The sequence below is a fragment of the Paenibacillus sp. SAF-068 genome (assembly GCF_051967555.1).
Taxonomy (GTDB): domain Bacteria; phylum Bacillota; class Bacilli; order Paenibacillales; family Paenibacillaceae; genus Paenibacillus.
This window is the reverse complement of sequence record NZ_JBQCJX010000003.1, coordinates 691,836-705,646: the sequence shown is the minus strand read 5'-3', so window position 1 is coordinate 705,646 and position 13,811 is coordinate 691,836. Positions and strand designations below refer to the sequence as shown.

The 13,811-nt window shown below is 49.0% G+C and carries 16 protein-coding genes and 1 riboswitch; all 16 genes read right to left on the bottom strand.

Translation table 11 applies throughout. The features are described from left to right. Positions 1-79: 79 nt before the first annotated feature. A complete protein-coding gene (gene atpG, locus ACTHPG_RS20785; protein ID WP_036612560.1) occupies positions 80-952 on the bottom strand; it encodes an ATP synthase F1 subunit gamma in 873 nt (290 codons plus the stop codon). Positions 953-1,122: 170 nt separating this feature from the next. Further along, positions 1,123-2,637 carry a F0F1 ATP synthase subunit alpha gene (atpA, locus tag ACTHPG_RS20780; protein WP_047840700.1) on the bottom strand — a complete coding sequence of 505 codons (1,515 nt, stop codon included), beginning with the start codon at positions 2,635-2,637 and terminating at the stop codon, positions 1,123-1,125. A 16-nt stretch (positions 2,638-2,653) separates the two neighbouring features. Continuing rightward, positions 2,654-3,202, bottom strand: coding sequence for a F0F1 ATP synthase subunit delta (locus ACTHPG_RS20775; RefSeq protein WP_440391327.1), 549 nt, complete (start codon positions 3,200-3,202; stop codon positions 2,654-2,656). Beyond that, positions 3,199-3,687, bottom strand: coding sequence for a F0F1 ATP synthase subunit B (gene atpF, locus ACTHPG_RS20770; RefSeq protein WP_036612568.1), 489 nt, complete (start codon positions 3,685-3,687; stop codon positions 3,199-3,201). Before atpF ends, ACTHPG_RS20775 begins: the two co-directional genes overlap by 4 nt. 113 nt (positions 3,688-3,800) lie before the next feature. Continuing rightward, positions 3,801-4,025: a F0F1 ATP synthase subunit C gene (gene atpE, locus ACTHPG_RS20765; RefSeq protein ID WP_017691934.1), complete on the bottom strand. Its 225-nt coding sequence runs from the start codon at positions 4,023-4,025 to the stop codon at positions 3,801-3,803. A gap of 78 nt (positions 4,026-4,103) precedes the next feature. Further along, a complete protein-coding gene (gene atpB, locus ACTHPG_RS20760; protein ID WP_124116536.1) occupies positions 4,104-4,922 on the bottom strand; it encodes a F0F1 ATP synthase subunit A in 819 nt (272 codons plus the stop codon). Positions 4,923-4,967: 45 nt separating this feature from the next. Further along, entirely contained in the window at positions 4,968-5,345 is a 378-nt protein-coding gene (locus tag ACTHPG_RS20755) for an ATP synthase subunit I (protein ID WP_062836961.1), read from the bottom strand. After that, positions 5,338-5,592 (bottom strand): AtpZ/AtpI family protein, encoded by a 255-nt coding sequence (locus tag ACTHPG_RS20750; RefSeq protein ID WP_024632723.1) that lies wholly within the window; start codon positions 5,590-5,592, stop codon positions 5,338-5,340. Before ACTHPG_RS20750 ends, ACTHPG_RS20755 begins: the two co-directional genes overlap by 8 nt. A gap of 186 nt (positions 5,593-5,778) precedes the next feature. Further along, a complete protein-coding gene (gene wecB / locus ACTHPG_RS20745; RefSeq protein WP_253441328.1) occupies positions 5,779-6,936 on the bottom strand; it encodes a non-hydrolyzing UDP-N-acetylglucosamine 2-epimerase in 1,158 nt (385 codons plus the stop codon). 50 nt (positions 6,937-6,986) lie between these two features. After that, positions 6,987-7,616 (bottom strand): uracil phosphoribosyltransferase, encoded by a 630-nt coding sequence (upp, locus tag ACTHPG_RS20740; RefSeq protein WP_017691929.1) that lies wholly within the window; start codon positions 7,614-7,616, stop codon positions 6,987-6,989. A gap of 423 nt (positions 7,617-8,039) precedes the next feature. Then, complete coding sequence (glyA, locus tag ACTHPG_RS20735; protein WP_253441329.1) at positions 8,040-9,287, bottom strand: serine hydroxymethyltransferase; 1,248 nt, start codon at positions 9,285-9,287, stop codon at positions 8,040-8,042. Between the two features lie 41 nt (positions 9,288-9,328). Beyond that, on the bottom strand, positions 9,329-9,922 hold the full coding sequence (locus ACTHPG_RS20730) for a TIGR01440 family protein (protein WP_169479777.1): 594 nt from the start codon (positions 9,920-9,922) through the stop codon (positions 9,329-9,331). A 141-nt stretch (positions 9,923-10,063) separates the two neighbouring features. Next, a riboswitch (ZMP/ZTP riboswitch) is annotated at positions 10,064-10,145 on the bottom strand. A gap of 96 nt (positions 10,146-10,241) precedes the next feature. Beyond that, positions 10,242-10,814 (bottom strand): low molecular weight protein arginine phosphatase, encoded by a 573-nt coding sequence (locus tag ACTHPG_RS20725; protein ID WP_339238201.1) that lies wholly within the window; start codon positions 10,812-10,814, stop codon positions 10,242-10,244. Positions 10,815-10,872: 58 nt separating this feature from the next. Next, the gene (locus ACTHPG_RS20720; protein ID WP_440391325.1) at positions 10,873-11,433 is read right to left on the bottom strand and encodes a manganese efflux pump MntP; all 561 of its coding nucleotides are present in this window, start codon (positions 11,431-11,433) and stop codon (positions 10,873-10,875) included. Between the two features lie 203 nt (positions 11,434-11,636). Then, the gene (locus tag ACTHPG_RS20715) at positions 11,637-12,830 is read right to left on the bottom strand and encodes an L-threonylcarbamoyladenylate synthase (RefSeq protein WP_440391423.1); all 1,194 of its coding nucleotides are present in this window, start codon (positions 12,828-12,830) and stop codon (positions 11,637-11,639) included. A 293-nt stretch (positions 12,831-13,123) separates the two neighbouring features. Then, a complete protein-coding gene (spoIIR, locus tag ACTHPG_RS20710) occupies positions 13,124-13,783 on the bottom strand; it encodes a stage II sporulation protein R (RefSeq protein ID WP_440391324.1) in 660 nt (219 codons plus the stop codon). Positions 13,784-13,811: the final 28 nt, after the last annotated feature.

The following is a 13,811-nucleotide window of genomic DNA, read 5'->3' as shown; positions in this document are numbered from 1 at the left end:
TACAAGCCTGCTACTTTTGCAAAAATAATGTACCGTTCGTTTATCTTTGCTCTGCAAGCCTTCATTAATAAAAAAACGGTTAGCCTTGTGCTGCGTTGGCACCTGCCACAATTTCCGTAATCTCCTGCGTAATCGCCGCTTGACGGGCACGGTTATAGGTCAATGACAAGTCATTTATGAGTTTCGATGCATTTTTGGTTGCATTACCCATTGCCGTCATTTTCGCGCCCAGCTCACTTGCCTTACCGTTCAGAAGTGCACCATAGATCAGCGTTTCCGCATAACGCGGAAGCAAAACCTCCAGTACAGCTTCAGCAGACGGCTCGTATTCGTAGCTCGCCGTTGGTCCTTCCGCAGCAGTTACCTCAGGTGTTTCCATTGGAAGAAGTTTTTCAACCGTAGGAATCTGGGTCAACGCATTCACAAAGCGGTTATAACAAATGTACAATTCATCAAATTCAGCCAGTTCAAACCCATGAACAGCTTCGTGTGCGATGGATTTGATGTCTGCAAATGAAGGCGAATCCGACAGATCCGTTGTTGTGGATGCCATCGCAATTTCACGACGTCTGAAGTAATCGCGTCCTTTACGTCCAATGACGAACAATTCGTAGTCATCCTGGGAGTTGTGGCGCTCTTTGAGCGTCTGATTAACCTGACGCAAAACGTTCGCATTGTATCCACCTGCAAGACCACGGTCCGATGTAATGATCAGGTAAGCTGTCTTTTTAACCGGACGGCTCTCCAGCATCGGATGCTGTATGCCTTGCGTGCTTGATGCAATACTCGCTACAACTTCTTTCAGTTTCTCCGAATAAGGACGGGCTGCTTCCGCTTTTTCCTGCGCTTTACGCAGTTTTGCAGCAGCTACCATCTCCATTGCTTTGGTGATCTGCTTGGTGCTTTGTACGCTTTTAATTTGCCGCTTAATTTCGCGCATGCCTTTTGCCATGATTTCACCACCTCAAAACTTTGACGGAGTCAAAGTTACTTCGTAAGCATCACCACTAGTTTTGACAGAGTCAAAACTACATCGTAAGCATCATCTTTTTTGACAGAGTCAAAGTTTTACATGCAGACATGCGGAATCGGTTAGACAACTCCGCACCTGCAATCATTTATTTAGACAGAGACAGCAAAGCTCTTTCTGAACTTCTCAATTGCACCTTTCAGTGCATTTTCATTGTCTGCAGTCAATTCTTTTGTATCACGGATGGATGCAAGAATCTCCGGATGGCTGCTCTCCATGAACGCGAGGAACTCACGCTCGAAACGAGTAACATCACCTGTTGGAATCTCATCCAGGAATCCTTTAACTGCAGTGTACAAGCTGACAACCTGTTGTTCTACAGGCAGAGGCTGGTTAACACCTTGCTTCAGGATTTCCATCATACGCGCACCACGATTCAGGCGGGCCTGAGTCGCTTTATCCAGATCGGAACCGAACTGGGAGAACGCTTGAAGCTCACGATATTGAGCCAGATCGAGACGCAGGGAACCTGCAACCTTTTTCATCGCTTTGATCTGAGCAGAACCACCAACACGGGATACGGAAATACCTACGTTGATCGCCGGGCGTTGTCCAGCATTGAACAAGTCAGCTTCCAGGAAGATTTGTCCGTCCGTGATGGAGATTACGTTCGTTGGAATGTATGCCGATACGTCGGAAGCTTGTGTTTCAATAAACGGAAGTGCGGTTAAAGAACCACCACCAAGTTCATCATTCAGCTTCGCAGCACGCTCCAGCAAACGGGAGTGCAGGTAGAAGACGTCACCCGGATAAGCCTCACGGCCCGGTGGACGACGAAGCAACAAGGAAAGCTCACGGTATGCAGAGGCTTGTTTGGTCAAGTCATCGTAGATAACCAGAACGTGCTCGCCTTTGTACATGAAGTACTCACCCATCGAACAACCGGAATACGGTGCGATGTACAAGAGTGGTGATGGATCGGAAGCTGCTGCAGTTACAACAATCGTGTACTCCATTGCGCCTTTACGACGAAGAGTTTCCACAACTTGAGCAACCGTAGACTGTTTCTGACCAATAGCTACATAGATACACTTCATGCCGCTACCTTTTTGGTTCAGGATCGCATCAATTGCGATGGATGTTTTACCTGTTTGACGGTCACCGATGATCAACTCACGTTGTCCACGACCGATTGGTACCATTGCATCAATGGCTTTGATACCTGTTTGCATCGGCTCATGAACCGATTTACGATCCATTACGCCTGGTGCTTTACCTTCAACCGGACGGAATTCCGTTGTAGCGATTGGCCCTTTGCCATCTACAGGAATACCGAGCGGATTAACAACGCGTCCAATCAATGCTTCGCCTACAGGCACTTGCATGATTTGACCGGTACGTTTCACTTGGTCACCTTCACGAATATCGTAGTAAGGTCCCAGGATAACGACACCGACATTGCTTTCTTCCACGTTCATGGCGAGTCCCATAACACCGCTTGGAAATTCAACCAACTCGTTGGACATGACGTTCTCAAGTCCGTAAACACGAGCGATACCATCACCAACCTCGATTACCGTTCCGACTTCGACTACATCGATATCGGTCTTGTATTGTTCGATTTGGCTCTTAATTAATGTACTGATTTCTTCTGGTTTGATACTCAAGTGTCCTCACCCCAATCTACTGTACTCGTCTGTTAAAAGACTGCTCAAGACGTTCGAGCTTGCCAGCCAAGCTGCCGTCATAGATCGTATCGCCAATGGCGACTTTCAATCCGCCCAGCAGAGTCGGATCAACAATGTTCTCGATACGAATCTTTTTATTCACACGGCCACCGAATTCACGGGCTACCGCTTCTTTTTCTTCATCATTCAACGCATAAGTCGAGTAGACAAGTGCATCAGCGATGCCCAGCGACTCACCTTGGATCTTCCGATAATCATTCAGCAAGTCTCCCAGCAATTCAACGCGTCCGCGCTCAATCAACAACAAGACTGTACGAAGGACTGAATCGGATACCTTGCCATCAAGACTTGAGTGAATCACGTTCTGCTTGGCTTCATCAGAGATATTAGGGGATACGATAAATTTCTCGATATCTGCATCTCCGGTCAATGCACTGACTACTGCAACCAGTTCCTGTTCAACCTCAAGCACCTGCTGCTGCTGAAGAGCAACTTCGAACAATGCTTTCGCATAACGCTTGGCAACAATCGTATCGCGGCTCATTGTCGGCCTCCTACCTCATTGAGGTATTGGTTCACAAGCTCTTCTTGTGCAGGACCGTTCTCAACTTCTTTTTTGATCAATTTGGATGCAATCTGAACGGAAGCTGTACCCAGTTCGCTGCGAAGCGCTGCGACTGCTTTGTTCTTCTCGCTCTCGATTTCGCGTACTGCATCGTCTTTCAGACGATTAGCTTCAGCTTTCGCATCAGCCAAAATCGATTCAGCTTGTTTGCCACCCGTTTGTTTGGACTGTTCAATGATGTCGTAAGCATCTTGACGCGCTTGCTCAAGAGCTTGTTTTTGTTCCTCCACATAGGCAATGGCCTGTTCCCGAGTCTGTGCAGCCTCATTCATCTGCGTCATCACGAGTTCACGACGTTTTTCCATAATGGAGAACAAAGGCCCGAAGGCATAACGGCTAAGCAGCCAGTATAAAATTGCAAATGCAACAATCGCAAGAAGCGTATTTTCCCATATGAAACTCAATCTGTTCACTCCTTCCTGGAGGTATCCTTAAAACGTCATCCGTTAGAACGGACATTACCTAAAAAGAAGGCGCGGATGGCTATGGCCTTCCCCGCCAAACCTTTAAAATTTAATTAAGCCATACCGTAGAACATGAACGCGAGTACCACACCGATGATCGGCAATACCTCGATCAAACCTACACCGATAAACATTGTTGTTTGAAGAGTGGATTTTGCTTCCGGTTGACGGGCAATACCTTCCACCGTTTTGCTGATTACCATACCGTTACCAATACCTGCGCCAAACGCGCCCAGTCCTGCAACAATTGCTGCTGCGATTAATGCCATTGCTCCCATTTGTATATCCTCCTTAAAATGATAAATCGAATTTTTTATTGTTCAGCCTGGTGAAGAATTCTTCGTAGGGCTTGAAACTTAATGCTCGTCGTGCGTCTCGATGCTCTGTGAAATGTACACCATCATCAAGATAACAAACACAAATGCCTGGATTGCGCCGATAAAGATACTGAAGCCTTGCCACACCATTAACAGCGGAATTGCTGCGATAGCACCAAACACTTTGAATGTGGTCAGTTTCAGGATCGTTGCAATCAGTACCTCACCCGCGAAGATATTCGCGAATAGACGCATACCGTGTGTCAACAGCTTGGATGCCGTCTCAATCAAGTTGATTGGCAAGAACAAGGCGAATGGCTTAAGGTAATGCTGGAGATACCCTTTTGTGTTGCGGAACAATCCTAGTCCATGAGATACAAGGAACGCTACGAGAGCGAGTCCCATCGTTACAGACAAGTCGGCTGTCGGTGATTTCCACCAAGCCAGTTCAACGTGCGGGTGTGCTTCAGGATCCTTGGCATGCGCTTCTTCAAACGCCTCCACCGCTGTAACAATCGGCTTACCGAATACCTGTGCCTGATTAACATCTGTTACCTCAGATACAGCCACGAGCGGAAGACCTAGCATATTCCCTACAAAAATGAACATAATCATGGAAAGAGCGAGAGAGATAAAGTGTTTACCTTTCTTCATATCCATCGTGCTGGAAATCAGATTGCGGACGAATTCTACTGCCCACTCCATAAAATTTTGCAGCTTGCCGGGATTTTCAACGGATAATCTCCGTGTTGCCAGTACAGCAAAAATAAAAACAATTGCACCTGTAACAACCAGCATCAACAGAACCGATAGATCCAGTCGAAATCCGCCAAGCATAATAATTGGAGCTTCATGCATATTTTTCTCACCCCTTTCTCGACTTGAAAGCTGCAGCCCTTAACTTCATTCTGCTCTGCGGGAATGGACAATCCCTATAATCAGTAAGGAAAATTGTGCAATGACGAGACCGCCTGCAACCGCATATGTATTGAAGTACTGCGGAAAGCGCATCGATATGAATATACCGAGCACAGCGAGTGCCGCTCTTGTCAAAAATCCCAGGTTCACACGCTTCAAGTTACCTTCTGCCGCATCATCAGACATTTTCCTTACTTTGTAGCCCAAGTAAAATGCATTGATCCAGCTAATTCCTGTACCCAGGGCGAGTCCCAAAGCAATTGTCTCCACACGTGGCATAAAGGCCGCTGCGAGAAAACAAATCATAAGAAAGTACATGATGAAAACAGTCATCGATCTGCGGTATCTGGTTAGTTCACTCATCACTTTCCCCCATGAATTTTTTCGCGATAAAGTAGATGCTTACACCGCCTGCCGCAAGAAAAAAGAGAACGCTTACGGCGATCCATATTCCGTTACCTCCGATGGTCTTGTCCAACCAGGAGCCAGCGTAATATCCGGCAACAGCGAGAATGGCAATCTCGATCCCAAAAGCTGTCACGAGTCCCATCGCTTTCCACACATTATCGTCATGGTTACGGGATGAATTTGGTTTGTTCGAATCGGCCATTTTCCACGCCACCCTTGCAATCCCAGTTAATTTTACTGAATGATGAGAGCCTTTGTCAATTGAATGATTTTAGCGTTTTAAAGGGGAAAACGACGGGAATACAGACCATCAAAGCCCATAAACCCGCGTAAACCGTACAGTTTAACTGTATGCTATGCCCTTTATAAATCCGTCAGAAAAATTGTATTATTTTTTGAATTTTCTGTGAAATGATTCCGGACGCTCACTATTTACACCAAAATGGTGCAAAATCGCATTGACAATTCTTTCCGAAGCATGTCCATCACCGTATGGATTAGCAGCCTGACTCATGCTTGCATATAGTGTTTTGTCTGTAAGCAGAGCTTTGGTCCGTTCATATACACGTTCCTCTTCGGTACCTACCAATTCCAACGTTCCAGCTTCAATACCTTCCGGGCGCTCTGTTGTATCGCGCAATACGAGCACAGGCACACCAAACGAAGGCGCTTCTTCCTGCAAACCGCCTGAATCGGTCAAAATCAAGTGAGTATGCGGGTAAAAGTTATGCAAATCCACCACGTCTAGTGGATCAATTAATTGAATACGGGGATGATTCCCCAAGATCGCGTGAGCCGGCTCCTTCACAGCAGGACTTGGATGCACCGGGTACACGATGGCAATATCTTCAAATTCGTCGGCAATCCGTTTGACGGCCTGGAAAATGTTGCGGTGAGGCTCGCCTTGAGATTCACGGCGATGAGCTGTCATCAGCACAAGGCGTTTGCCTTGGGCCCAATCAAGTACCGGGTGTGTGTAGTCCTCCCGTACTGTATATTGAAACACATCTGTTACCGTGTTGCCTGTGACGTACGTACTAGACTCTGATTTATTTTCTTTGGCAAGATTGGAAGAAGACCAGTCTGTAGGCGCAAAGTGTAGATCAGCCAGTACGCCCGTCAGCTGACGGTTCATCTCTTCGGGATATGGAGACAGCTTGTTCCACGTCCGAAGTCCTGCTTCCACATGTCCTACCTGAATCTGTTGCAAAAATGCTGCGTAACTCGCCACAAAGGTAGTCAATGTATCTCCGTGAACCAGTACAATATCCGGTTTAGCTTCCGCTAACACCGGCTCCAGACCGCCAAGGACACGAATTGTAATCTCATTCAATGTCTGGCGGTCTTTCATTACATCCAGATCATAATCGGGATGAATGTCGAAAACTTCAAGTACCTGATCCAACATCTGGCGATGCTGCGCAGTTACGCAAACAATAGATTCAATAGACTCAGGGTGTTTTTGCAATTCCAAAATAAGCGGAGCCATCTTGATGGCTTCTGGACGCACCCCGAAGATCGTCATGACTTTAATTTTCTTGGACATTCGAGCAAAGCCCCTTTTCTATAAGTTCCGATTACAAGCATGCGATATGCTTATTTAGTGCCGTATAGACGGTCTCCTGCATCTCCAAGCCCTGGAACGATATAACCATGATCATCCAGACGGTCGTCCAGTGCTGCTACATAGATATCCACATCGGGATGTGCATCCTGAACCGCTTTTACGCCTTCCGGTGCTGCCACCAGGTTCATCATTTTGATTTGGGTACAGCCACGTTTTTTGAGCACGTCAATAGCTGCAATTGCCGAACCGCCTGTTGCAAGCATCGGATCGATCACAATCAATTGACGCTCTGTTACGTCTGTAGGCAGTTTGGTGTAGTATTCTACCGGTTGCAGTGTTTCCGGGTCACGGAACAGACCAACATGTCCAACTTTTGCTGCTGGCAACAATTTCACAACGCCATCCAGCATTCCGAGTCCTGCACGCAGAATCGGCACCAGTCCGAGCATGCGTCCAGAGATGACTTTACCTTGTGTTGCAGCTACAGGTGTCTGTACATCAATCGTTTCCAGTTCAACATCTCTTGTAATCTCATAAGCCATCAACGTTGCTACTTCATCCACCAATTCACGAAAATCTTTCGTATTCGTACGCATGTCGCGTATAAACGTCAGTTTGTGTTGAATCAAAGGGTGATCACATATTACTAATTTTCCCATCTAATTTGTCCCTCCGGTAAGTTCTTCATGTTCAGCATTTCCAAATATACCTAGCCACCATTCATGGGCTCGATAAATCCTGTATATTATATCATCACCAACAACGAATTACACCATCAAAGGGCACCCAATCATTACAGAATACCGAATCCTATAAAAAACAGGACCGGAAAATGATCCATCCGGTCCTGTTTTGCTCATGTTGTTATGTCATTGAGTGGGAAAAATATGAATACAAGTGATGCTCCGCAAGCAGATTGCACCTTCGATCGCTGTTATCCCCTGATTTGTTTGATCTCCTATAAAAGGAGAAAATCAAGGGATAATGGCGAGCGCTTCGCTTCTCCGGTTGCATTCTGCCAGCTTCGTCTTTTGTATTCCAATTTAAATAAACTCAAAAGAAAGCAGCATGAGCAAAGTTTTTTAGTATTTAAGGTCGGTATAGAGCGGGAATTGGTCTGTCAGTGCAGTCACTTCTGCACGGGCTTCATCCAGCTTCGCTGTATCTTTTGGATTTTTCAATGTTTTGGCAATGATCTTACCGATCGCTACCATCGCTTCTTCGTTCATTCCACGGGAAGTTGCAGCAGGTGTACCAATTCGAATACCGCTTGTTACAAACGGGCTGGTTGGGTCGAATGGAATTGCATTTTTGTTCACGGTAATACCGATGGAATCAAGCACATGCTCAGCTTCCTTACCCGTGATGTTCACACTGCGTGTGTCAATCAGCATCAAGTGGTTATCTGTACCACCGGATACGATGTTCAAGCCTTCAGCAATCAGGGTTTCAGCCAAAACCTGTGCGTTTTTCACAACGTTCTGTGCATATGTTTTGAACTCTGGTTGCAAAGCTTCTCCGAATGCTACCGCTTTGGAAGCAATCACGTGCATCAGAGGACCACCTTGCGAACCCGGGAATACCGCTTTATCAATTGCTGCCGCCCATGCTTTACGGCACAGAATCATACCACCACGAGGTCCACGAAGCGTTTTGTGTGTTGTTGTCGTTACGAAATGCGCATGTGGAACCGGGTTTGGATGCAGACCAGCAGCAACCAATCCTGCGATGTGAGCCATATCCACCATGAACAAAGCACCTACATCATTGGCGATGGAAGCCAGCTTTTCAAAATCAATGGTACGCGGATATGCACTTGCCCCTGCAACGATCAGACGAGGGCGGTGTTTGAAAGCCGCTTTGCGCACTTCATCATAATCAATCAGGAATGTATCTTCCTGTACGCCGTATGCTACAAAGTTGTACAGCAAACCGGAAGCGTTAACCGGGCTACCGTGTGTGAGGTGTCCACCATGGGCAAGGTTCATACCGAGTACAGTATCACCAGGTTTCAATGCTGCAAGATATACTGCCATGTTCGCTTGTGCGCCGGAGTGAGGTTGAACATTCACGTGTTCTGCTCCGAACAATTCTTTGGCACGATCACGCGCGATGTCTTCAACGACGTCTACATGCTCACAACCGCCATAGTAACGTTTGCCTGGATATCCTTCAGCGTACTTGTTGGTCAATACAGATCCCAATGCTTCGATTACCGCTTCGCTTACGATGTTCTCGGATGCAATCAGTTCGATGTTGTTCTGTTGACGTTTCAGTTCAAGATTCATCGCTTCCAGTACTGCCGGGTCATTCTTGCGCAATTGTTCCATGATTAAATTCCTCCCAAGTATAGTGAAGTAGGTTGAATATGTTAGTCACAAAATGTTGAATCTGGTTGTTCTTCCATACGATACACCGCGCGTTCGCCGCCAATTAACTTTGGACGGGTCAACGCTGTGGTTACACGTGCATCTCCAACATAGCGGAGCGCTGTACGAAAGGGTACGGCTACATGCCGGAGATGCATGCCAATCATGGTCTCCCCAATGTCCAGTCCCGCATGGGCCTGCACATGTTCAGCCAGGCATGGATCGGTCAGCGAACGATATGCTGCGGATGCCATTGAACCTCCGGCCTTGGGCACGGGTACTGCACCAACCTCGGTCAATCCCAGACGAGTCAGCACAGAACGTTCCATGACCAGCGCACGATTCAGATGCTCACAACATTGGAATACCGTGTCAAAACCGAATTCCTCCTGCACCTCGCGTATACCCGCAAGAAGCTGTTGCGCCACTTCAATGGCACCACTCGTACCAATCCGCGCCCCTGCGACTTCACTTGTGCTTGTACCGATCACAACGATCTGTCCAGGCCCAAGCTGTCCGGCAAGCGCCAGTTCATGCAGAATGGATGCGGTCTGTTCCTGTAATCCGGGTTGTTCTGAATCTAACTCTATAGTCATCCTCTCATCGCCTCCCGATAAAATCATGCCCGCTGTCTCTTGGCTGTCCTTCGTATTCTTGCACGGCATCTCAGGACCTATTATAGCGAATAATCAGATGAAAGACGAAAAAAAGAGCAGTCTGCGGGTATCGCAGAATTGCTCTTTTGCCCAGGCGACCGGCCGTTTGTTCCGGTGCTCCATCGTGGTTATGCCCACTTCGTCGCCAGTTACACCGGATCCCTGTTTTCCCCTTCATCATAAAACAACCCGCGTCTAAAATCAACGGTTAATTTACATCCTATGTCCTGTTTCTATAACCTGCCCCGCAGGATCAGAATTATCCCAGCTTATCCAAAAGCCGGTCCAATGCCGTCCGAATCTCAGCCGCAGCGATATTGTAATCATCACGACTTCCCCCAAACGGGTCAGAGATATCGAAACTAGGAATACGTTGTCTAATCTCAATGGCTCGCTCACGCTCTGATGCCAGAATCTCTTGCCCAAGGGCACGCTTCATCTCCAACGTTGCAAACAGGCTGTCCAACTCCTGAACATCTCTTAATACCTGCTCGTCGTCCTCCACATACTCTTTCAATGTATAGGTTTTGTGGACGGAGTCGGGAAACACCTGCATGACATGTTGCTTATGGCTCCGCGTTAATGTAAGAACCAGATCTGCCCAACCGACCAGGTTGGCGCTAAGCTGTGTGGAATGAGGTGGGCCTTCAACGTTATGATCTCTCAAAACCGCTTCCGCATGACGGGAAATCGGCATACCCGACGTAGCTGCCACACCTGCGGAACGAACCTCTACCTGAATGCCGCGCTCCGATGCCAGTTTTCGCAAAAGCCCCTCTGCCATGGGGCTGCGGCACGTATTGCCTGTACATACGAATAAAATATGTTTCATTGTGTTAGCCTCCCCATTTTACATATGATGCGAATGATATGATGTCTCACATTTTATTTTAAAATATAAACAAAAGTCCAAATGCAAGCAAGATTGCGCCACCAATAGCTTCGCCGTAATCCCCGAGATTCTGGCTCACCCGACGGCCTAATAGCAGTCCCATAATCGACATCAACCCGCCACACACGCCAAAGGCAAGTACAGTCAATATCAGATCACTGCTAAACATCCCCAGTGAAACGCCAACGGAAAACGAATCGACACTTACGCTGAGGGAGAACAGAACAACGCCGAGCAGGGACCGGTGATCCACCAGCTTGGTATCCCCTTCACGGAATGCATTCAGAATCATATGACCACCCAGGAGAACAAGTAATCCACCTGCCGCATACGTCGTAATGTCACCGAGCAGGGAGCTGACGTATTTGCCCATATACATGCCGATGAGCGGCATGATGATATGGAACAGTGCCGTGACTGTACTGATTCGTAATACATCCCTCAGCCGAATGCCCTTCATGCCTATTCCGATTCCGAGCGAGAACGCATCGAGGCCCAGCGCAACAGCCATGATCAAAATGGTTACCAACTGCCCTACATGGGCAGACACATCCCACATCCCCATACCCCCAAGTCACGTAAAGGTTCTTGTACACGATATGCGGACAAGGACCCAAACATGACCGATGAAAGGTAAACGGCGACGAATCTGCTTAATATCCATGGTGCATGAAGCTAGATTGGCGTGCATGTGGATATGGTGGTATGTGAATTGTTTTGGAAAAGAGTACGTAGCTCTCCTGACTGTATGATCAGGAGAGGTTAGGAGGGCTGGCCAACTTGTATGAGTTGGTTCCCCGCAGCCTTGAGCAGCCGGTTCATGACGGCTGCTCCCAGCCCTTCGCGTGAGCAGGCTTCAGCCACAATATATGTGGCGCCTTGCTCATCGCAGCTGCGCAGCGCGGCGTATAGCCTGCGCGCTGCTTCCTCCAGCTCGCTGGCATCTCCCAGCGAGAACACGGCATCGGCGCGGTACTGCTCCGCGTGCTCGGCGAACGCCAGCACCGCGGTGCGCTCTCCGCGCTGCGCCGCCTCTGCGAGGGCGGCGCTGATCCAGGCCGCCACCGCCGCGGGCGGCCCCTCCACCACGCACAGCGCCCCTGCGGGTGCGTAGTGCGTGTACTTCATGCCCGGCGAGCGCGGCGCCGGGCTGCCCACGCCATCGGACCCCTCCGCAAGTAGCGCGGGGTCCGTGGCGACACGGGCGGCAACGGCGGACAGTTGTTCCGCCGTAATGCCGCCAGGGCGCAGGATGGTGACGGTACCGTCGTCACCGACCTGCACGACCGTGGACTCGACGCCCACCCCGGTGGGGCCGCCGTCCACGATGCCGCCGATGCGGCCATCCAGATCCTCGCGCACATGAGACGCGAGTGTCGGGCTTGGCCGCCCGGAGCGGTTGGCGCTTGGCGCAGCCACAGGGCATGCCGCCGCCGCGATCAACTGCAAGGCCACCGGATGGTCCGGCATGCGCACAGCCACCGTGTCCAGACCGGCGGTGACACGCGGGGACACCGCCCCCGGCCTAACCGGCAGCACCAGCGTCAGTGGTCCCGGCCAAAAGGCCGCCATCAGCGCTTCCGCTGTCTCGTTCACTTCCGTGACCAGAGCATCCAACTGGTCACGGTGCGCGATATGCACAATCAGTGGATTGTCGGAAGGTCGGCCTTTGGCGACAAATACAGCCTCCACGGCTGCCGTGCTACGCGCATCAGCACCCAGGCCGTAGACCGTCTCGGTCGGAAAGGCCACCGTCTGACCTTGACGAAGGCAGGCTGCGGCCGCCTGCAAGTCGTCGAGCGCCCTTTGATGGGCGCTCCCCTTTTTCACATCCGCTGATTCAATATTACCCAATTCATGATCATGATCAGCGTTTACCAAAACGCGCACATCCCAATTCGCAGTAACCATCTCTGATGGAGTTCCCTTGTCGTGAAGCTCCATGTCATTTCCCATTTCTGAGGTGGATTGCACTTGTTCGTTCTCTCTATTCATATATCCATCATTCCTAAACATCATAATAGGTTACTTGTGCACGTGAGAAATACACCTTACACGCTATACACATCCTTGTTCACTTCGCTTCATACTCCATATTCAATATAAGTAATTATAACATACCTGTCCTGCCTCGGATGCCCTTCAAACTTTGCTTACGTATGAGTGCCCCTGTAACTTCGCCACCAATTCATATCAAAAGGGCAGCTCCCTGAATTGAAGCCACCCTTATGTATAGTATAAATTCGTTGTTATGCGAACAATCCAGTTACCCAACTCCATAGTTTCACAGCCATATCCCACAGAAAGAATCTCGCCTCCGGTGTCTCTCCCTGCACAGATGCCTCTGCATCTCCAGGTTCAGCTGCTGCGGCCGATACGTTTGAAGGTTTCGCCAGTGCATCCCCGGTCCCTGCATCAATGAAGCACAGCGGCGGGAACAACACACACCACCAGTTCTGACCTTTGCCTTCGCCCAGCGTAATCCGAACCGCTTCATAATCTCCAGCAGGATAGACGGTGCCCCCATATAGTTTGGTCGGGAACGGAACAGAACCCAGTTCCACCTGATAGTCATAATGCAAGCCACGACTTGTCAGCTCTTCTCCAACTCTATTCTCAATCTCGGACAGATGCTCACGAATTACCTTGCGCGCTTCATCCAGACTTTGCGGATTCTCCAGTTCAGCTACCCACTCGCCCATCTGAGCAACGACAGCATCCCGAATCTCGCGTTTCACCAATTGATCGCCCGGTGCATCCGAGTTTGCTAGAATACGTAAGCGAATCGATTGTTCAGGAATGGCTGTAGCCGCCACAGCTGCATCCGTTTTCTGACCTTCCCACATCATGATCATCATCATAAGACATACAATAATAAGTCCAACTTGCTTAACAATTCGTCTGTTCATTCCGTTCTCCCCCTCGGCTCTCTGATCA